We start from the raw sequence: 20085 nt of genomic DNA, 5'->3' as shown, positions 1-20085 counted from the left end.
GTCGCGGAGAGGCGGGAGAGCCACCGGAGACCGTGCGAGCGCCGGAAGGGAGCCTCTGCGAGGGCTGAGGAGCCTTCTTGGTGGACGCGCTCTGCGAAGACGCTCTGCGGCGAGAACCTCGCGGGAGGAGCGGGAGGTGCTGGATCAGAGCCGGAGCCCTATGGCATCAACAGCTGTGACAGCAACAGCGGGCCTGGACAGCCGTGCGGAACCCACGGACGTGGGTGGCGTACGTCGCTGCAGTCGCTGGCATGGGACCAAGGAGACCGGTTGTCGCCCTCACCTGTCAACTTGATGTCCGCTTTGTAGGTAATGGTTCACCCTGATTGGCCGCTTTGGGGTGCAGAAAGGTTTATTCGGCCATGGTGGCGGAGATGTGGCGCATCAACCGCGCCGGTAAACGTCGTTGGAACCTCGTGATCTATCTGTGATCTTGATCGCTTCGGCAGCCGGCCCGAAACGTGGAGGCGGTCCCGTTCGTCTCTCTCGGTGAGGGGGTGTGATGCGGTCCACGGCAGATGTCAGCTTTTTGCCGATTTGCACACTTTCCGCATACCCTTGGTTCCGCAGAGTGAATACCGGGGCCAATAGCAGATCCTCGCTTGACTGGCCTGGAGATACACACTTGTAATTTCACTCGTGTCGTTCGGCCGTAATCAGCAACGGCTGCATCACGGGGACGCAAGAGACAGACGAGGGGCGCACATGACCGAGCTGTTCCAGCAACTGCTGGTCGAGGACGCGGACGAGGAACTCGGCTGGCAGGAGCGCGCACTGTGCGCCCAGACCGATCCCGAGTCCTTCTTCCCCGAGAAGGGCGGATCCACCCGCGAGGCCAAGAAGGTCTGTCTCGCCTGCGAAGTGCGTTCCGAATGCCTTGAGTACGCCCTTTCCAACGATGAACGCTTCGGTATCTGGGGCGGACTCTCCGAGCGCGAGCGGCGCCGCCTGAAGAAGGCCGCCGTCTGACGCCACCGCGCCCACCGTCCGCCCGGTCCGCCGCGTACGTGCACGGCGGGCGGAGCGGATCGGTGAGGATCGGCGAGGGGGCGATGCCGTCGGAGCGCCGCGACCGCGCTCGGGGCGGAGCCCGCAGGGGGAACCGCATGCCGCGAAGTCCGGACAACGGACGACCGGCAACCGAGAACCGGTAGCCGACGATCGGCAACCAGGAACGAGCAACCGGTAACCGACGGCCGAACAGCCGGATGCGCCGTCACGACCATGGCCCGTCGCCCGCCACCCGCCCGCGGACGACGGGCCATCACCATGTGCGGCCGCCCGCTCCCGTGACGCCCGAGGCCGCCCGCCGCCCGCTCCCGCGTCCCCCCGGCACCGCCCGTCGCGGCCCCCGTCCGGGCGCTCGGCGCCACCGGGGTGAGCCGTACCGTTAGTGTGGGGCCCCGTCCGAGACGCGCCAACGCCCCGACGGAGCGCGCGCGTACACCGATGCAGCCCCCGGGGGGAATCGCCCCCGGACCCGGCCGGAGGGCCCGTACCTCGATGTCCGTGCACAGCCAAACGACGGCGCCGTACGCGGCTGCCGTCGCCCCCGAGTTCCCCCGGCATGTCGTCACCGCCGTGCTCGTCTCCCACGACGGCGCGCGCTGGCTGCCCGACGCGCTCGCCGGACTGCTCGGGCAGGAACGCCCCGTACAGAACGCCGTCGCCGCGGACACCGGCAGCGCCGACGACTCCGCCCGGCTGATCACCGAGGCGCTCGGCGCCGACCGCGTCCTGCACCTCGCGCGGCGCAGCGGTTTCGGCGCGGCCGTCGACGAGGCGGCCCGTACGGCCGGCGTCCTCACCCCCGAGGACCTGCCCTACCTGAAGCGGCCCGGCAACTGGGACCCCGTCACCAAGACCTGGCGCGACGACACTTACGACCTCCCCGAGCTCCCGCACGGCGAACCCGTGCAGTGGCTCTGGCTGCTCCACGACGACTGCGCGCCCGCGCCCGACGCTCTCGCCGAGCTGCTGCGGGTCGTCGACAACGACCCGCACGCCGCGATCGTCGGCCCCAAGCTCCGCGGCTGGTACGACCGCAAGCAGCTCCTCGAGGTCGGCGTCTCCATCGCCAACAGCGGCCGCCGCTGGACCGGCCTCGACCGGCGCGAACAGGACCAGGGACAGTACGACCAGGTCCGTACCGTGCTCTCCGTCTCCACCGCCGGGATGCTGATCCGCCGTGACGTCTGGGAGGAGCTCGGCGGCTTCGACCGCGCGCTCCCGCTGATGCGCGACGACGTCGACCTGTGCTGGCGCGCGCACATCGCCGGACACCGGGTCCTGGTCGCCCCCGACGCCGTCCTCCGGCACGCCGAGGCGTCCGCCCGTGAGCGCCGCCCCATCGACTGCGTGGGGCGCTCTGTCGCCTCCCCGCACCGCGTCGACAAGGCCGGTGCCGTCTACACGATGCTGGCCAACGCCCGCGGCAAGGTACTGCCCTGGGTGCTGCTGCGGCTCGTCGTGGGCAGCCTCCTGCGCGCCCTCGCCTACCTCGTCGGAAAGGTGCCCGGCCAGGCGCTCGACGAGATCACCGGGCTGTTCGGCACCCTGCTGCGCCCCGGACGGATCCTCGCCGCCCGCCGCGCCCGCGCCGGTGGCGTCGTCGACCAGGCCGAACTGCGCGGCCTGTTCCCGCCGCCCGGCGCCACCGTCCGGGCCACCGTCGACCAGATCGCCGGGAACCTCGGCAACCGGTCCGACGCCGACTCGGGCGGCTCGCGGCACGGCGCCGTGGAGTCCGGCCCCGGCGGCGACGACGCCGACTTCCTGGAGATCGAACAGTTCGCGCGGCTGAAGCGGATCGGGCGCAAGCCCGGCCCGGTGCTCTTCGCCGTCCTCCTCCTCGTCTCGCTCGTCGCCTGCCGCGGGCTGCTCGGCGGCGGCGCGCTCGCGGGCGGCGCCCTGCTGGCCGCGCCCGCCGACGTCTCCGACCTGTGGGGCCGGTACGCGGACGGCTGGCACCCGGTCGGCACCGGCGGCACCCAGACCGCACCGCCCTACCTCGCCCTGCTCTCGGCCCTGTCCGCGCTGTTCCTGGGCTCGACCGGCTTCGCGCTCACGCTGCTGCTGGTCTGCTCGGTCCCGCTCGCCGGACTCACCGCGTACTTCGCCTCCCGCCCGCTGCTCCCGTCCCGGCTGCTGCGCGCCTGGGCGAGCGTCGCGTACGCCTTCCTGCCCGCCGCGACCGGCGCCCTCGCGACCGGCCGCCTCGGCACCGCCGTCCTCGCCGTCCTGCTCCCGCTGATCGCCCGCGCCGCCGTCTCCGCGCACGGCATGCGCGCCACCGGCGGCGCGCGCGGCAGCTGGCGCGCCACCTGGGCGTACACCCTGCTCCTCACCGTCGCGATGGCGTTCACCCCCGTCGTGTGGCCAATGGCCGTGGTCCTCGGCATCGGCGTGCTCGTCCTGCGCCGCCGGGACATCGCCGCGTACGGCCTCCGCTTCCTCGCCGCGGTCGGCACGCCGCTGCTGGTCCTCGCGCCGTGGTCGCTCTCGCTCCTCGCCGACCCGTCCGGCTTCCTGAAGGAGGCGGGCCTCGACCTCGGTACGGGCACGGCCTCCGCGCTCGACCTGCTCGGCATCAGCCCCGGCGGCCCGAAGGCCGCGGGCGGTGTGCTGCTGCTCGGCGTCGTGCTGGCCGCGCTGGCCGCGCTGCTGCGCGCGGAGCGGCAGTTCGCGGTGCGCACCGCGTGGGCGGTGGCGCTGGTGGCGTTGTTCTTCGCCGCGCTCACCAACGGCTCCGCCTGGGCGGGCCCGGCCACGCTCGTCTACGGGATCGCGCTGATCTCCGCCGCGCTGGTCGGTGCGGACGGCGCCCGGGTACGCGTCGCCGAACTCAGCTTCGGCTGGCGCCAGCCCGTCGCCGCGCTGATCGCCCTCGCCGCGGGCCTCGCCCCGGTGCTGGCCGCCGCCGGCTGGATGATCGGCGGCGCCGCGGGCCCGCTGGAGCGCCGTGACCCGGTGCAGGTGCCCGCGTTCGTCGCGGAGGAGAGCGCCACCCGCGACCAGCCGCGCACCCTCGTCCTCGGCGGTACCTCGCCCGCCACCGTCTCGTACACCCTGGTGCGCGGCTCCGGCGCGCGGCTCGGCGACGCCGAACTGATCGAGGCGGGTGGCAGCAACAGCCACCTCGACAAGGTCGTCGCCAACCTCGTCGCGGGCTCCGGCGCCGACCAGGGCAGCCAGCTCAGCGGGTTCGCGATCCGGTACGTCCTGGTCCGCGACGGCGCCCCGAAGGAGATGAGCCGGGTCCTCGACACGACCCCCGGTCTCAGCAGGCTCAGCCAGCTGGACGGCAGCGCGCTGTGGCGGGTCGACCGGCAGGTCGCGCGCATCATGATCGTCCCGCCCGGTGCCGACGGCGAGCAGCTGCCGGTGGGCTCCCTCCCCGTCGAGGCGCACACGAAGATCCCGGCGGGCGACCCCGGCCGCGTGCTGCGGATCGCCGACGCCGCCGACCCGAACTGGCGCGCCACGCTCGACGGACGCGCCCTGACCCCGAAGACCGTCGACGGCTGGGCCCAGGGCTTCGAACTGCCCGCCGAGGGCGGCAGACTGGACCTGACGTACGACGCGCCGTTCACCCACACCGCCTGGATCTGGGCCCAGTGCGCGCTGGCCGTGGTGCTGGTGGTCATGGCGCTGCCGGGCCGTCGCCGGGAGATCGACGACGACCTGCCCGAGGAGGGCATGGCCGCGGCCGCGGAGCCGGCCGAGGGCGAGGGGCGCCGGTCCCGCAGGCTTCGCGCCGCTGCCCGTGCGGAGGCCGAGGCCGCGTCGGCCGGAAGCGGTGGCGGAAACGTGGGAGGGAGCGCCGAGGACGCCGCGGCGGAGTACCTCCCGGCCCAGCAGAACGCCGAACCGGGAACGGGACCCGAGCCCAGCCGGACGGACGGTCAGGAGACCTACGCGCCCCGGGCGGACGGACAGGACGGCTTCGCCCCGGATGCCGACGGGACCCGGGACGGTTTCGCCCCCGGTGCCGAAGGCGACCCGTACGCCGTTCCGCAACAGCAGTACGGCGAGTGGGACGCGGGCCGGTACCAGGACGCGGGCCACCAGCCGTACCCGAACACCCCGTACCAGGACGCCGGATACGGCACGCCGCAGGAGCACCAGCACACCGCTGACCCGTACCCGCAGAACGGCGCCCACGACCCGAACGCCCACGACCTGAACGCCTACAACACGCACACCTACGACCCGAACGCCTACGACCCGTACGGCTACGCCCAGCAGCACCATCAGCAGCCGCAGCACCAGCAGTACGACCCGCAGGTCCCGCAGTACGACCCGCAGGCGGCCTCGTACGACACCCGGGCCGGCTACGGCGGGCAGGGCGGGTACGAACCGCAGAACCCCGACGAGAACACCGCCCCGGGCCAGAACCCGTGGCCGACCGGTAACGCATCGCGAGGCGAGTCCGAGTGAAGTCCAGCAGCCTGTCCCTCATCGCGGGCACCGTAGCCCTCGCCGCCGTCACCGGATTCGCCGCGCTGACCGCGCCCGGCGACACGAGCGCGGCGGAACCGAAGGCGGCCACCCGGCTGCCGGTCGAACGGTCCAGCCTGCTCTGCCCGGCGCCCGGCCGCTCGGACCTCGCCGAGACGACGTACACGGCCTACACCCCGGCCGCGGACGGCGCGGACGGCGGAGGCGGTGGGGCCGGTACGGCCGAACTGACGCAGTCCACGGCGGTCACGGCCGACGGCACCGCGGGCGGGACCGGAAAGGGAGACGGCGGAAAGGAGGAGGACGGGAAGAAGGACGACAAGGACGACGGCAAGAACGGCAAGGGCGACAAGAAGACGGATTCCACGAAGCCCGTCCTCTCCCTGAAGGAGCCCGGCAAGCCGGCCACCGCCGAAGTCTCCGGGGCCGACGCCCCTGCACTGGTCGGCACCGCCACCGGGCGCCTGGCCCCCGGCTGGGCCGCCCAGCAGACCACCGTGGTCGAGGCGGGTGCCCGCGGCCTGCTCGGTGTCAGCTGCACCTCGCCGGGCGCCGACTTCTGGTTCCCGGCCGTGAGCACCGCGAAGTCCCGCGAGGACTACGTGCACCTCACCAACCCGGACGACACCGCGGCCGTCGCCGACATCGAGCTGTACGGCCCGGACGGCAGCCTCAAGTCGGACGTCGGCGAGGGCATCACGGTGCCCGCCCGTTCCGGCGTCCGCGTCCTGATCTCGACGCTGACCAGCGAGGCGGTCGAGGACGTGACCGCCCACGTCACCACCCGCACCGGACGTGTCGGCGCCGCCGTGAGGACCGCGGACGAGACGACCGGCAGCGACTGGCTGGCCGCCTCCGTCTCGCCGAACGGCACCCTGGTGCTCCCCGGCATCCCGGCGGACGCCACATCCGTCCGTCTGGTCGCCTTCGCGCCCGGCGACGCCGACGCCGACCTGAAGGTCCAGCTGCTCGGCCCGGGCGGCCCGATCTCACCGGTCGGGAACGAGAGCCTGCACGTCAAGTCGCGGATGACGGCGGGCGTCGACCTCAAGGACATCACCAGGGGCGAACCCGGCTCACTGCTGCTGAGCCCGGCGAAGGGCGGCGAGGGCACCCCGGTGGTGGCCGCGCTGCGCGTGGTCCGCGGCAAGGGCGACGGCCGGGAGGCCGGCTACATCCCGGCGACCGGTCCGGTGGGCGCGCAGGCGACGGCGGCGGACAACCGGGCCAAGGGGTCGACCCTCTCGCTCACCGCGCCCGGCGCCACCGGCACCGTGAAGGTGATCGCCTCGGCGGGCAGCGGGGGCGGCGAACAGGTCGTCAAGACGTACACGGTCAAGGGCGGTACGACCCTCGCGGTCACCCCGCCCGTGCCGTCGGGCCTCAAGGGCGGCTACGCGCTGACGGTCCGTACGGAGTCGGGCGGACCGGTCCACGCCGCCCGCACGCTCAGCCTCCCGCAGGACGGCGTCCAGATGTTCACCGTGCAGACCCTGTCGGACGACCGCGGAACGGTGGCGGTGCCCGACGCCGTGCAGGACCTGTCGGTCCTGGACGACTGAACGCGGCTGAACGTCCGGACGCGGCGAGCGACCGGACGCGGCCGGACGACCGGACGCGGCGGTCGGGGTGTCCCGGTGGGGGCGGCCCGGCCGCCGCGCCGTCCCGTTCCCGCGGCTCCTCCCGCCGACCCCTCTGCCCTCTTTGCCCTCTCCGGTCCCGCCGGCTCCGCTACTCCTGGCCGTACCGCGGATCCACCGACTCCGGTGAGAGCCCGAGCAGCTCCGCGACCTGCTCCACGACGACCTCGTGCACCAGCAGGGCGCGTTCGTCACGGCTCTTGGCGCGGATCTCGACGGGCCGGCGGTAGACGACGATCTGCGCGGGCCGGTTCTTCTCCGCGGACGTCGCGCGCCCCAGCGGTACGGTCTCCGCCCGCGCCTCCGACGCTTCGGCCGAGGGCACGTCCAGCACCATGAAGTCGACATCGGCCAGTTGCGGCCAGAGCCGTTCCAGCCGCTCCACGGAATCCTGCACGAGATCGCGGAAGCTTTCCGCCCTGCTCACCGACAGCGGCACCTGAGGCGGTGCCAGGGGCCCGCGCATGCCGCGGCCATGACGGTCACGACGGCGTGGGCGGGGGTCGGACGGGTGGGGAGGCACGGGACTGTCCATCACCGACGCAGCGTAACCCCCGGCGGGGCGGATGGATCGCCGCTTGCTGACGGAGCGTCGGCCTGTCCAATCATGAACAATCCGGCCAAACAGCAGGCCGTTTCAAGTCCGGCTCGCGACCGGTGTTCTCCTGCTGAATGACAGCTTTTGTATCGAGCGGCGACCGGAATCGTTGCCGCCGTGACCTGCGTTTCTCTGTTTCCTCGCAGGTCAGAAGGTTGTCCGAAAGACAGTTGTGCCAGAGGTCACAGGGCGACACGGTGGAGTGACCTGGGGGAGAGTCGTCGCAGCCCGCTCAAGAGTGCGGTACCGTCCAACATCGTGAGCCCTGTACGTCGCTGTTCGCGCACCGCGTGCGGCCGCCCTGCCGTCGCGACACTGACGTACGTCTATGCCGACTCGACTGCGGTCCTCGGCCCGCTCGCCACCTACGCCGAGCCCCACTGCTACGACCTCTGTGCCGAGCACAGTGAGCGGCTGACCGCACCACGCGGCTGGGAAGTCGTCCGTCTCTCCGACCCCTCCGCCCCCACACGCCCCAGCGGTGACGACCTCGAAGCGCTCGCCAACGCCGTACGGGAAGCGGCGCGTCCGCACGACCGCGGCGGTGACGGCAGGAACGGCGGCCCGCAGACCGCCGACCCGATGGAGGTCGCGCGCCGCGGCCATCTGCGGGTGCTCCGCTCCCCGGACTCCTGACCGCTCCTCACCCCGGCCGGTTCTCCCGACGGCCGGTCCCCTTCCCGCCCGTCCGTCGGCCCCGGACCCCATAGCCGTCGGGAAGGCCCTCGCGGAGCCGCAGCACCCGAGCCGTCCCGAGGCGCCGGATCCCCCGGGACCTGCTGGAACGGGCGCCGGGTAGTTTGGGCGGACCGCAGAGAACTCAGGAGGACCGGCCCGTGGCTGCTGACCTGTCGCAGATCGTGAAGGCGTACGACGTGCGCGGGGTGGTGCCCGACCAGTGGGACGAATCGCTGGCCGAATACTTCGGGGCGGCGTTCGTCGACGTGACCGGCGCGGACGCGATCGTGATCGGCCACGACATGCGGCCCTCGTCGCCGGGCCTCTCGGCGGCCTTCGCCCGCGGCGCGGCGGCACGCGGCGCGGACGTCACCCTGATCGGTCTCTGCTCGACCGACCAGCTCTACTTCGCCTCCGGCAGCCTCGGCCTCCCCGGCGCGATGTTCACCGCCTCGCACAACCCGGCCCGGTACAACGGCATCAAGCTCTGCCGGGCGGGCGCCGCACCCGTGGGCCAGGACACCGGCCTCGCCGAGATCCGCGCCCTGGTCGAGAAGTGGTCCGAGGCCGGGGCACCGGAACCGTTCACCACCCGCGGCACCGTCACCGAACGCGAGACGCTGACCGACTACGCCGCGTACCTGCTGTCCCTCGTCGACCTCTCGTCGATGCGCCCGCTGAAGGTCGTCGTCGACGCGGGCAACGGCATGGGCGGCCACACGGTGCCGACCGTCCTCGCCGGCCTCCCGGTCGACCTCGTACCGATGTACTTCGAGCTCGACGGCACGTTCCCCAACCACGAGGCCAACCCCCTCGACCCGAAGAACCTCGTCGACCTCCAGGCCCGCGTCGTGGCCGAGGGTGCCGACCTGGGCCTCGCCTTCGACGGCGACGCGGACCGCTGCTTCGTCGTCGACGAACGCGGCAGGGGCGTCTCACCGTCCGCGATCACCGCCCTGGTCGCCGCCCGGGAACTCGACCGCAACGGTGGCCGGGGCACCGTCATCCACAACCTGATCACCTCGCTCTCGGTCCCCGAGGTGATCCGCGAACACGGCGGCACCCCGGTCCGCACCCGGGTGGGCCACTCCTTCATCAAGGCGGAGATGGCCGCGCACGGCGCGATCTTCGGCGGCGAGCACTCCGCGCACTACTACTTCCGCGACTTCTGGAACGCCGACACGGGCATGCTCGCCGCGCTGCACGTCCTGGCCGCGCTCGGGAGCAGGCCCGGGCCGCTGTCCGAACTGGTCGCCCAGTACGACCGTTACACCGGCTCCGGCGAGATCAACTCCACGGTCGCCGACCAACCGGGCCGCACGGCAGCGGTACGTGCGTCCTTCGCGCCCCGCGACGGCGTCACGACCGACGAGCTGGACGGCCTGACGGTCACGGGCCCGGACTGGTGGTTCAACCTGCGGGCCTCCAACACGGAACCGCTGCTGCGCCTGAACGTCGAGGCCCGCGACGAGCGGACGATGACCGCCATACGGGACGAGGTGCTGGCCGTCGTCCGGGCCGTCCCCGGCCCGTCCGACGACTGACGGCCGGGGCAGGGGCACCGACACGCGCACTCGGGCGTGTTTTCGAAAGTAGCGTCGTCCGCCCGAAGGGCGGGGCCCGCGGCGTCCGGTGCGGTGCACCGTAAGGCGGAGGATCGTCCTCGTATGGGGCGTACGTGGACGACCCCGACAAGGTGGCGAGGCGCCGTGCCAGGCGTCGCGGGCCGGACGGGACTTTCGCAACACGCCCCGGTGGGCGGCACCGACGGACGAGCCCCGGCGAGCGGGGCCGCCGGAACCGGGCGGGGGCCGCTCCACCCGGGCCGCGCCCACCGCACCCCGGCGGTAGGCTGACGTCGCCCGGTCCGCGCGCGGGCGAACCGCTTGACCGAATGCCCGAAGACGCCTGAAGGGACCCCGCCCATGCCGCTCGAAGCCGGCCTTCTGGAGATCCTCGCCTGCCCGGCCTGTCACTCCCCGCTCGACGACCGGTCGGCGGCCGACAGCCCAGAGCTGGTGTGCACCGGCGAGAACTGCGGCCTGGCCTACCCGGTCCGGGACGGCATCCCCGTCCTTCTGGTCGACGAGGCCCGCCGCCCCGGGTGACGGAGTCCACCCCGGGCAGTGGCATCCGCCCGGCGGTGGTGCCTGTGTCCGCGTGAGTGGTACGCGTGTCCGAGTGAACGGTATCCGTGCTCTCGCGGCATCGGTGCCCTCACGGTATCCGTGCCCGAGGCCGCACGATGATCAGCAGGTGATCGTGATCAGCAGGTGATCGGAGGACCGTCCCCATGCTCGACGAGTCGCTGCTCGACGCCCCGGACGCCCTGGCACGGGCCGACCGCCGGGGCCTGCTCCGCGGCGCCGCCGAGGCCGGAGCCCGGGTCCGCACCGCCGCCCGGCACGCGGCCGAGGCCGGAATCGCCGGGCTGAACCCGGAAGGCCGCCCCCGTGCCGTGCTCCTCGCGGGCTCCGGCACCGCGGCGGCGGGCGTCGCCGACCTGATCACCGCCCTCGCGGGCGCCTCCGCGCCCGTCGCCCGCATCCACCCCACCGGGGTCGCCCCCGCCGCGGGCGCACTGCGCTGGGCGCTGCCGGGCTGGGCCGGCTCGGTGGACCTGCTGCTGATCGTCACGGCCGACGGTTCCGAGCCGGGCCTCTCCCTCCTCGCCGAACAGGCGTACCGGCGTGGCTGCAGCGTCGTCGCGGTCGCTCCACGGCAGTCACCGCTGCGCGAGGCGATCGACGGCGCGCGCGGTCTCGTCGTACCGATGGCCACCGCCCCCTACGGCGAGTACGACGCGGAGACGTCGGCGGCCGGGCCGGGCACGCTCTGGGCCCTGTTCACCCCGCTGCTCGCACTGCTCGACCGGCTCGGCCTGGTCACCGCGTCCGCCCAGGAGCTCCAGGGCGTCGCCGACCGCCTCGACCGCACCGCGGAACGCTGCGGCCCGGCCATCGCCACGTACAGCAACCCGGCGAAGACCCTCGCCGCCGAACTCGCCGACAGTCTCCCCCTCGTCTGGACCGAGGGGGACACGGCGGGCCCGGTGGGCCGCCGGTTCGCCGCGGTGCTCGCCGAACTGTCCGGCCGCCCGGCCCTCGCCGCCGAACTCCCCGAGGCCCTTCCCGCCCACGGCGCGCTGCTGGCGGGCGCCTTCGCGGCCGGGGCCGACCCCGACGACTTCTTCCGCGACCGGGTCGAGGAGCCGGAACCCCTGCACACCCGCGTCGTCCTGCTCCGGGACCGCCCGTCGGACGGTCTCAGCGCCGCCTCCGCCGCCCGCGAACTGGCCCTCGGCCACGACACGGCGATCAGCGAACTCGAACCGGACGACGGCACCGCGCTCGAAGCCCTTGCCGAGCTCCTCGCGGTCACCGACTTCGCCGCCGTCTACCTGGCGCTGGCGTCGTCCGCCCGCGCCTGACCCCTCCGGACCCCTCGCCCGGGGCACCGTCCCCGGACAACCTCCGCGTCCCGGCCCGGAAAACGGTCCACCCGCACCCCTGGCATCCTGGAAAGCGCTTCCCCGAAAGCGCTTCCCGGGGGCCCCGGGGCCCCCGCACCGCCCGATCGCCGCACCCGCCCGTACAGCATCTGCACACCGCCGGGCCACCGCCACGACACCATCCGAGCCGCCCCGCACACCACACTGCCCCAGACACCCCTGATCCGCGCATCAACGGGGATCCACGCATCCCACGAGCACGAGCACAAGGACGAACCATGGACCGGCTCTCCAACACCGTCCGCCCGTACGCCTGGGGCTCCACGACCGCCATCCCGGAGCTGCTCGGCGTCGCCCCCACCGGCGAACCCCAGGCCGAGATGTGGATGGGCGCCCACCCCGGAGCCCCCTCCCGCCTCACCCGCACCACCGGCGCCGCGGCGGGCCGTGAGCAGTCCCTCGCCGAGGTCATCGCCGCCGACCCGGAGGGCGAACTGGGCCGGGCCACCGTCGACAAGTTCGGCCCCCACCTGCCCTTCCTCCTCAAACTCCTCGCCGCGGGTGCTCCGCTCTCCCTCCAGGTCCATCCCGACCTCGACCAGGCCCGGCGCGGTTACGCGGACGAGGAGCGCCGTTCCGTCCCGATCGACGCCCCCCACCGCACGTACAAGGACGCCAGCCACAAGCCCGAGCTGATCTGCGCGCTCACCCCCTTCGCCGGTCTGTGCGGCTTCCGCAGGCCCGGCGAGGCCGCCGCGACGATGGCGGCCCTCGGCGTCGACTCGCTCAAGCCGTACGTCGACCTCCTCGGCGCCCACCCCGAGGAAGCGGCCCTGCGCGAGGTGCTCACCGCGATCCTCGGCGCCGACCCGGCGCAGACGGCCGAGACCGTGAACGAGGCGGCGGCCGCGGCGCAGCGCCTCGGCGGCGCCCTCGCCCCGTACGCCCGGATCGCCCACCACTTCCCCGGCGACCCCGGAGTCATCGCCGCGATGCTGCTGAACTACGTGGAGCTCCAGCCCGGCGAGGCCCTGTTCCTCGGTGCCGGCGTCCCGCACGCCTACCTCGACGGCCTCGGCGTCGAGATCATGGCGAACTCGGACAACGTGCTGCGTTGCGGACTCACGCCCAAGCACATCGACGTGCCCGAACTCCTGCGCGTCGTCCGCTTCGAGCCGACCGAACCAGGCATCCTGCGCCCCGAGGCGTCCCCGTCCGGCGAGGAACTGTACGAGACGCCCGTGGACGAGTTCCGGCTCTCGCGCTTCGACCTGTCGCCCGGGGCCGAACCCGTCGACCTGACCCGGAGCACCCCGCAGATCCTGTTGTGCACGGCGGGCGCCCCGAAGGCGGGCACGATCGGCCTCACCCCCGGCGCCTCGGTCTTCGTGCCCGCAGGAGAGAAGGCCGAGGTATCCGGTGGGGGAACCCTGTTCCGTGCCACAGTGGTGGCCTGACGAACCTCCCGCACCGGCGGCTGCAACAATGTCCGGCCGTACCGCGGCGCCAGGGGGCGCAGCACCGAAGAACCGACGAAGGGACATCAGGCACCCATGAGTGCGTCAGGCGGAACCAAGGCGATCGTGGCGGCACTCGGCGCCAACCTCGCGATCGCCGTGGCCAAATTCGTCGCGTTCCTGTTCAGCGGCTCGTCGTCGATGCTCGCGGAGAGCGTCCACTCGGTCGCCGACTCGGGGAACCAGGGACTGCTGCTGCTCGGCGGCAAGAAGGCCCGGCGCGAGGCGACCCCTCAGCACCCCTTCGGCTACGGCCGCGAGCGTTACATCTACGCCTTCCTCGTCTCCATCGTGCTGTTCTCGGTCGGTGGCATGTTCGCGCTGTACGAGGGCTACGAGAAGATCAAGCACCCGCACGAGATCGAGTCCTGGTACTGGCCGGTGGGCGTTCTCGTCTTCGCGATCATCGCCGAGGGCTTCTCCTTCCGCACCGCCATAAAGGAGTCCAACGAGACCCGCGGCTCGCTGTCGTGGAGGGAGTTCATCCGCCGGGCGAAGGCCCCCGAACTCCCCGTCGTGCTCCTGGAGGACTTGGGCGCACTGATCGGTCTGGTGCTCGCCCTCGGCGGTGTCGGAATGGCGCTCGCGACCGGCGACGGCGTCTGGGACGGCATCGGCACCCTCTGCATCGGCGCCCTGCTGATCACCATCGCGATCGTGCTCGCCGCCGAGACGAAGTCCCTGCTGCTCGGCGAGGCCGCCGGTGCCGACCAGGTCGAGAAGATCAAGGCGGCGGCCGTCGACGGTGACACCGTCACCCGCGTCATCCACATGCGCACGCTCCACCTCGGCCCGGAGGAACTGCTGGTCGCCGCCAAGATCGCGGTGCGGCACGAGGACACCGCCTCCGAGGTCGCCAACGCCATCAACGCCGCCGAGGCACGCATCCGCGAAGCCGTCCCGATTGCCCGCGTCATCTATCTGGAGCCGGACATCTACAGCGAGGCGGCTGCCGCGGCCGGCGCCAACCCCGGCAAGACCCCGGGCGGGGCGCCGGAGGCCACCCCGGGTACCCCCTCCGGAAAAACCCCGGACCTCCCGGCGAATTCCGGCCACTGACCCGTCCAGCGGCTCATCCGCCGTCCCGCCCCTCCGGCCCGTCCCGCCCCTCCGCCCGATTCGTGGCCGGGCCCGCCCCACGGGTCTTCGGGCGCACGGTCTTCTCTTCGGGCGCACGGTCTTCGGGCCGCCTGCCCGCCGCCTCGGCCCCTGCCGCGGCCGCAGGCGGGCCCGCCCCGTCCTCCGATCCACCCCGTACGCGCCCCTGGTCCGTCCCCCGTCCCTCTCCGCCTCGCTCCCTCCCCGCGCCGGCCTTTTCTCGCTCCCTCCCGGATCCCCATCCGGTCCCTCCCGGTCGTTCAGTCGTTCCCGGTCGTTCCCAGCCCCTTCCGGTCCGTTTCTTCCGGCCTCTCCCTGTCCGTTCCCGGCCTGGCCCGGCCGTGCCCACGGCCCGCTTCCGGCCACTCGCGGTTCCGAGCGGGCTGGGAGCGCCCGGGGCGATCGGTGTAGATTCGGCGGCAGTGTCAGACGTCGCTGCTGATGGCGGTCGATCGGTCCGTGCACGCGGGCCGGCCGAGGGAGAGAGGGCCTCCGACGGACTGCGCTGCGAACGCCCGGGCATCCGTGTGTCCGTGTGCTCGCAGAGCCAGCCGCCCACCCCGACACCCACTACTGAGGAGCAGCCCGTTATGACAACGGTCGCCAACCAGCAGGACTTCAAGGTCGCCGACCTCTCCCTCGCGGCGTTCGGCCGCAAGGAGATCACCCTCGCCGAGCACGAGATGCCCGGCCTGATGTCGATCCGCAAGGAGTACGCCGCCGCCCAGCCGCTGGCCGGCGCCCGCATCACCGGTTCGCTGCACATGACCGTGCAGACGGCCGTGCTGATCGAGACCCTGGTCGCCCTCGGCGCCCAGGTCCGCTGGGCCTCCTGCAACATCTTCTCCACCCAGGACCACGCCGCCGCGGCCATCGCCGTCGGCCCGAACGGCACCCCGGACGACCCCCGGGGCGTCCCGGTCTTCGCCTGGAAGGGCGAGACGCTCGAGGAGTACTGGTGGTGCACGGAGCAGGCTCTGACCTGGCCGAACACCCCCACCGGCGGCCCGAACATGATCCTCGACGACGGTGGTGACGCCACCCTCCTCGTCCACAAGGGCGTCGAGTTCGAGAAGGCCGGTGCGGTCCCGGACCCGTCGACGGCGGACAGCGAGGAGTACGGCCACATCCTCTCCCTGCTGACCCGCACCCTCGGTGAGTCCCCGCAGAAGTGGACCCAGCTGGCGTCCGAGATCCGCGGCGTCACCGAGGAGACCACGACCGGTGTGCACCGGCTCTACGAGATGCACCGCGACGGCACCCTCCTCTTCCCGGCGATCAACGTCAACGACGCCGTCACCAAGTCCAAGTTCGACAACAAGTACGGCTGCCGCCACTCCCTGATCGACGGCATCAACCGCGCCACGGACGTCCTCATCGGCGGCAAGACCGCAGTCGTCTGTGGCTACGGCGACGTCGGCAAGGGCTGCGCGGAGTCGCTGCGCGGCCAGGGCGCCCGCGTGATCATCACCGAGATCGACCCGATCTGCGCCCTCCAGGCAGCGATGGACGGCTACCAGGTGACCACCCTCGACGAGGTCGTCGACAAGGCCGACATCTTCGTCACCACCACGGGCAACAAGGACATCATCATGGCCACCGACATGGTCAGGATGAAGCACCAGGCCATCGTCGGGAACATCGGCCACTTCGACAACGAGATCGACATGGCCGGCCTCGCGAAGATCCCGGGCATCGTCAAGGACGAGGTCAAGCCGCAGGTCCACACCTGGACGTTCCCCGACGGCAAGGTCCTCATCGTGCTGTCCGAGGGGCGCCTGCTCAACCTGGGCAACGCCACTGGCCACCCCTCGTTCGTGATGTCCAACTCGTTCGCGGACCAGACCCTGGCCCAGATCGAGCTGTACACCAAGCCGGAGGAGTACCCGACCGACGTCTACGTGCTGCCCAAGCACCTGGACGAGAAGGTCGCCCGCCTCCACCTCGACGCGCTAGGCGTCAAGCTGACGACGCTCCGCCCCGAGCAGGCCGCCTACATCGGCGTCCAGGTCGAGGGCCCGTACAAGCCGGACCACTACCGCTACTGATCCGCCTCGCCCCGGCCGGTCGGCGAGCGCGTACGCGCACACCGTCACCGGCCGGCCGGGGCACCACCGGCCGCCGTTGACCGGCCGATCAGTCGTCGCGGCGCCCCGGCCGTCCACGACCCGGGCCGCCGACGGACGGAACAGCCCCAGCAGCGGTTACGAGCGCAGGCCCCCGCACCCCCGTGTCGGGGGCCTGCCCCGTACCGCAGCGGCTCAGCCCGAGGACCCCCGAAGGACCCCATGCCCCGCGGTCGATATTCGCTTCACGATCTTCACGACCACACCCTCCTCGGCGAAGAACACTTCCAGTGCGCCCCCGGCCCCTCCGGCTGGCGCTATGTCTCCCGGATCACCGCCCCTTCCGGCGACCACCTCGGCTCCGTCGACCTGACCCTCGACGACCTGGGCCGCCCCATCCGTCTCGAACTCCATGCCGCGAGCTGGCAGGTCCGCGGCGCCGCCCTGGACGGCGTCACCTGGGTCCGTACCGACCCGACCGGCGTTCATGCCACGGAAGGCAATGCGCGCGCCCACTCCTTCACCGGCACGTCCCCCGCCTTCTACGTCGCGACATCGCGACTGCTGCGCCTCACCCCCGATTCCCCCGCGGCCCGTGTCCGCCTCGTCGCCTTCACGGACCCGGTCCTCGCCCCCCGCACCGTCGACCAGTCCTGGGCCCTGGTGAACAGTGAAGCGCACGCCACTGACAACGGCCCCCTGACCGTGGACGAATACCAGGTCGGCGCCCTGGACACGGGCGAGCGGCACACCGTTCACATCGCGGGTGACGTCGTGCTCTCGGCCCCCGGCGTCGAACTCGAGGACCTCGACTCCCCACCCTCGCCGCGTTAGACCGGAGCACACCGCGCCTCGCACGGGCTCACCGCACGTCGGGGACGCGCCCCCCTCACCACGTCAGGCGGGTGGGGCGAACCCTGTCGGGGCGGATCCCGGTCCGCCCTTCTCCACCACCGGGGCCGCGGGAGCACCTGCCTTCGCACCACCCGCGGGCGACTCACCCGCGGGCGACATCGGCGCGGTCGGCGCCTGAGGTACGGCCGCGCTCATCGATCCTGCGCTCCCCGTACACCCCACCTGCCCCGCGTACCCGTCTGCTCGCCCCGCATGTCCGGCCGAACCAACCACCGCGCTCGTCGCACCCGGAGCGGTGGGTCCGTCCGATGCGGCCGGTCCATCCCAGGCCGTCCGGGGGACGGCCCCGCCCTGTGCGGCGGCGGTCATCACCCGCCGTGCGTCCCGCGACTGCCGTTCGTTCACCACCGCTGCCAGATACGCCCCGGCGGGCACCCCCGTGGGCACGGGAACGCCGGTCCGCGTGGACAGCTCCGCGGCCAGCCGCTCCGCCATCGACTGGCCGATCTGCGCGTCGAGCTGGTGCATCCGCGTCAGGTACTGCCGTATCGCCAGCCACAGACCGTCCGGCACGGCCGACAGATCCAGCGCGGAGAATCGGCCGACCAGCCACGGCGGCGGAGGCGGCACGGCAGTCCCACGCCCCGCCGGTACCCGCTCCCGTACGACGAGCGTGCCCGCGAACACGTCCCCCAGGCGTCGCCCCCGTTCCGACACCAGCGAGGCGATGCAGGCGACGACCCCGAATGTCAGCAGGATCTCGACGAACCCCATGCCCCCACGCATCAACGCGTGCCGGAAACGAATCGGCCCCCCGTCGTCCCGGACCACTCGCAGCCCGCACGCCAGCTTCCCCAGCGAGCGACCACGGCTGAGCGTCTCCACCGCGATCGGCCCACCGATCAGCACCAGCAGGAAGGCGGCGACGGATATCGCCGCGAATGCCGCCTCGTCCAGCGCCGCCGTCGCCATGGCCAGTCCGATCGACACCATGAAGAACGCCGTGCCCACCACGACGAGATCGATGGCCAAAGCCAGTGCCCGACTCGGCAGTCTCGCCGGCTGCAGACCCAGCACGACCGCGTCCCCGGTCACCAGTTGACTCATCGCAGCCCCATCCCTCGCCGGTCTTCCCTGCCCCTCGGGCTCTCAGTCTGCCAAGCTGACCCGCAACGCGCCGCCGCGGTACGAACCCGTACGCACCCTTGCCTGGAGCAGCAGCCGACCATGGACCTCGATGTCTTCGTGAACGCCCATCGTGCGGAGTGGGACCGTCTGGACCACCTCCTGCGCCGTGGACGCCGGCTCACCGGCGAGGAGGCCGACGAACTCGTCGAGCTCTACCAGCGCACGGCCACCCACCTCTCCCTCGTCCAGTCCAGCGCCCCGGACGCCGCGCTCATCGCGCGCCTCACCCAGCTCGTGGCCCGCGCCCGGTCCACGGTGACCGGCACCCGCCGGGCCTCATGGCGCGACGCCACCCGCTTCCTGACCGCCGGATTCCCGGCCGCGGTCCACCGCTCCCGGCACTGGTGGATACCGACGGCGGTGCTCTCCACGCTGCTGGCCGTGATCATCGGCTGGTGGATCGGCACGCACCCCGAGGTCCAGGCGGCCATCGCGGCCCCGGACGAGCTCCGCCGCCTGACCAGCCCCGGCGGGGAGTACGAGACCTACTACTCCAGTCACCCCGCTGCGTCGTTCGCGGCCCAGGTCTGGACGAACAACGCCAGAGCCGCCGCAATGTGCCTGGTCCTGGGCGCGTTCCTGGGCATCCCGGTGATCTGGATCCTCTTCGTCAACGTGCTCAACCTCGGAGTGGGCATCGGACTGATGTCGTCGGCCGGCCGGCTGGACGTCTTCCTGGGGCTGATCCTCCCGCACGGCCTCCTCGAACTCACCGCTGTCTTCGTCGCGGCGGGCACCGGCCTCCGCCTCGGCTGGACGGTCATCGACCCGGGCCCGTACAGCCGCCGCTCGGCCCTCGCACAGCAGGGCCGAGCGGCGATCGGTATGGCCATCGGCCTCGCCCTGATCCTGTTCGTCTCGGGTGTCATCGAAGGCTTCGTCACCCCTTCCGGCCTGCCGACCTGGGCCCGTATCGCCATCGGCATCGTGGCCGAGGCGGCCTTCCTCGTGTACGTCTACATCCTGGGCGGCCGAGCGTCGCGAGCAGGGGACCGGGGCGACATCGACGCCGCTGAACGCAGCGCCGAGCTGCCGGTCGCAGCCTGATGTGCATGCGCCCCCGCTGACCTGCTAGTCTGCTCATCTCTCCAGAAGGCTGTTGACACGGTCGGCGTGGGGAGGTAGATTTTAACGGTTGCCACGGACTGGACAGGTCCGGGCCAGGCGGTTAGCCTCTACAACCGCATCTCTGCGGGAATGCAATTCCTGCAGGATCTTTGATTCTCTCAATTCGAATCATGCGACCGTCCAGAACGGGCGAATGGTTCTGATAAAGTCGAATCAGCCGAAAGGTGAAGGCCCTCCAACGGCCGCCGGAATTGAAATTCGGACCGGAAACGGAACGGAAAAAGAATCTGGTAAGGTTGGAACCGCCGAAAGGGAAAAGCGCGAAAGCGTGGGACCTGGAAGGCGAGCCCGCTTCGACCGGGAATCGGACGCGAAAGAGTCTGATAGAGTCGGAAACGCAAGACCGAAGGGAAAAGCCCGGAGGAAAGCCTGGACCGGAAGGTCGGGGTGAGTACAAAGGAAGCGT

The 20085-nt window shown here is 72.2% G+C and carries 14 protein-coding genes; 12 read left to right on the top strand and 2 right to left on the bottom strand.

The window, feature by feature from the left end; genetic code table 11:
* The first annotated feature begins 705 nt into the window (after positions 1–705).
* The 3 genes from ACFYXM_RS07450 (at position 706) to ACFYXM_RS07440 (ending at position 7022) form a co-directional block, all read left to right on the top strand.
* Positions 706–969, top strand: coding sequence for a WhiB family transcriptional regulator (locus tag ACFYXM_RS07450; protein ID WP_030927001.1), 264 nt, complete (start codon positions 706–708; stop codon positions 967–969).
* Between the two features lie 534 nt (positions 970–1503).
* A complete protein-coding gene (locus ACFYXM_RS07445; RefSeq protein ID WP_389287756.1) occupies positions 1504–5439 on the top strand; it encodes a glycosyltransferase family 2 protein in 3936 nt (1311 codons plus the stop codon).
* Positions 5436–7022, top strand: coding sequence for a DUF5719 family protein (locus tag ACFYXM_RS07440; RefSeq protein WP_389287755.1), 1587 nt, complete (start codon positions 5436–5438; stop codon positions 7020–7022). Before ACFYXM_RS07445 ends, ACFYXM_RS07440 begins: the two co-directional genes overlap by 4 nt.
* A gap of 169 nt (positions 7023–7191) precedes the next feature.
* Here ACFYXM_RS07440 and ACFYXM_RS07435 read toward each other — a convergent pair whose 3' ends face one another.
* Positions 7192–7635, bottom strand: a complete 444-nt coding sequence (locus tag ACFYXM_RS07435) for a metallopeptidase family protein (RefSeq protein WP_389288266.1) — start codon at positions 7633–7635, stop codon at positions 7192–7194.
* A 321-nt stretch (positions 7636–7956) separates the two neighbouring features.
* Here ACFYXM_RS07435 and ACFYXM_RS07430 point away from each other — a divergent pair, with 321 nt between their 5' ends.
* The 8 genes from ACFYXM_RS07430 to ACFYXM_RS07395 all read left to right on the top strand — a co-directional run bounded on the left by ACFYXM_RS07430 (position 7957) and on the right by ACFYXM_RS07395 (position 17342).
* Positions 7957–8334, top strand: coding sequence for a DUF3499 domain-containing protein (locus ACFYXM_RS07430; RefSeq protein ID WP_351522831.1), 378 nt, complete (start codon positions 7957–7959; stop codon positions 8332–8334).
* A gap of 200 nt (positions 8335–8534) precedes the next feature.
* Positions 8535–9920, top strand: coding sequence for a phosphomannomutase/phosphoglucomutase (locus tag ACFYXM_RS07425; protein WP_389287753.1), 1386 nt, complete (start codon positions 8535–8537; stop codon positions 9918–9920).
* Positions 9921–10301: 381 nt separating this feature from the next.
* Positions 10302–10484: a Trm112 family protein gene (locus ACFYXM_RS07420; RefSeq protein ID WP_389287751.1), complete on the top strand. Its 183-nt coding sequence runs from the start codon at positions 10302–10304 to the stop codon at positions 10482–10484.
* Positions 10485–10669: 185 nt separating this feature from the next.
* Positions 10670–11806: an SIS domain-containing protein gene (locus ACFYXM_RS07415; protein WP_389287749.1), complete on the top strand. Its 1137-nt coding sequence runs from the start codon at positions 10670–10672 to the stop codon at positions 11804–11806.
* A 299-nt stretch (positions 11807–12105) separates the two neighbouring features.
* The gene (manA, locus tag ACFYXM_RS07410; protein WP_389287747.1) at positions 12106–13284 is read left to right on the top strand and encodes a mannose-6-phosphate isomerase, class I; all 1179 of its coding nucleotides are present in this window, start codon (positions 12106–12108) and stop codon (positions 13282–13284) included.
* 96 nt (positions 13285–13380) lie between these two features.
* Positions 13381–14403: a cation diffusion facilitator family transporter gene (locus tag ACFYXM_RS07405; protein ID WP_389287745.1), complete on the top strand. Its 1023-nt coding sequence runs from the start codon at positions 13381–13383 to the stop codon at positions 14401–14403.
* Positions 14404–15032: 629 nt separating this feature from the next.
* Positions 15033–16490, top strand: coding sequence for an adenosylhomocysteinase (ahcY, locus tag ACFYXM_RS07400; RefSeq protein ID WP_389287744.1), 1458 nt, complete (start codon positions 15033–15035; stop codon positions 16488–16490).
* A gap of 240 nt (positions 16491–16730) precedes the next feature.
* Positions 16731–17342 carry a hypothetical protein gene (locus ACFYXM_RS07395; RefSeq protein WP_389287742.1) on the top strand — a complete coding sequence of 204 codons (612 nt, stop codon included), beginning with the start codon at positions 16731–16733 and terminating at the stop codon, positions 17340–17342.
* Between the two features lie 63 nt (positions 17343–17405).
* Here the strand turns inward: ACFYXM_RS07395 and ACFYXM_RS07390 are convergent, their stop codons facing one another.
* Entirely contained in the window at positions 17406–18470 is a 1065-nt protein-coding gene (locus tag ACFYXM_RS07390; protein ID WP_389287740.1) for an RDD family protein, read from the bottom strand.
* Positions 18471–18590: 120 nt separating this feature from the next.
* On the opposite strand from ACFYXM_RS07390, the gene ACFYXM_RS07385 reads away from it, so the two are divergent.
* Positions 18591–19598, top strand: coding sequence for a stage II sporulation protein M (locus ACFYXM_RS07385; RefSeq protein ID WP_389287738.1), 1008 nt, complete (start codon positions 18591–18593; stop codon positions 19596–19598).
* Positions 19599–20085 lie beyond the last annotated feature (487 nt).

The organism is Streptomyces sp. NPDC002476 (assembly GCF_042889785.1).
In the GTDB taxonomy this organism is placed as follows: domain Bacteria; phylum Actinomycetota; class Actinomycetes; order Streptomycetales; family Streptomycetaceae; genus Streptomyces.
Note: the sequence above shows the minus strand (reverse complement) of the source record. Positions and strands in the feature narration are given on the sequence as shown.

Coding starts and splice junctions, on each gene's coding strand:
- ACFYXM_RS07450 (WP_030927001.1), top strand. CDS start 706: ATGACCGAGCTGTTCCAGCAACTGCTGGTCGAGGACGCGGACGAGGAA.
- ACFYXM_RS07445 (WP_389287756.1), top strand. CDS start 1,504: ATGTCCGTGCACAGCCAAACGACGGCGCCGTACGCGGCTGCCGTCGCC.
- ACFYXM_RS07390 (WP_389287740.1), bottom strand. CDS start 18,470: ATGAGTCAACTGGTGACCGGGGACGCGGTCGTGCTGGGTCTGCAGCCG.
- ACFYXM_RS07420 (WP_389287751.1), top strand. CDS start 10,302: ATGCCGCTCGAAGCCGGCCTTCTGGAGATCCTCGCCTGCCCGGCCTGT.
- ACFYXM_RS07405 (WP_389287745.1), top strand. CDS start 13,381: ATGAGTGCGTCAGGCGGAACCAAGGCGATCGTGGCGGCACTCGGCGCC.
- ACFYXM_RS07395 (WP_389287742.1), top strand. CDS start 16,731: ATGCCCCGCGGTCGATATTCGCTTCACGATCTTCACGACCACACCCTC.
- manA (WP_389287747.1), top strand. CDS start 12,106: ATGGACCGGCTCTCCAACACCGTCCGCCCGTACGCCTGGGGCTCCACG.
- ACFYXM_RS07385 (WP_389287738.1), top strand. CDS start 18,591: ATGGACCTCGATGTCTTCGTGAACGCCCATCGTGCGGAGTGGGACCGT.
- ahcY (WP_389287744.1), top strand. CDS start 15,033: ATGACAACGGTCGCCAACCAGCAGGACTTCAAGGTCGCCGACCTCTCC.
- ACFYXM_RS07415 (WP_389287749.1), top strand. CDS start 10,670: ATGCTCGACGAGTCGCTGCTCGACGCCCCGGACGCCCTGGCACGGGCC.
- ACFYXM_RS07435 (WP_389288266.1), bottom strand. CDS start 7,635: ATGGACAGTCCCGTGCCTCCCCACCCGTCCGACCCCCGCCCACGCCGT.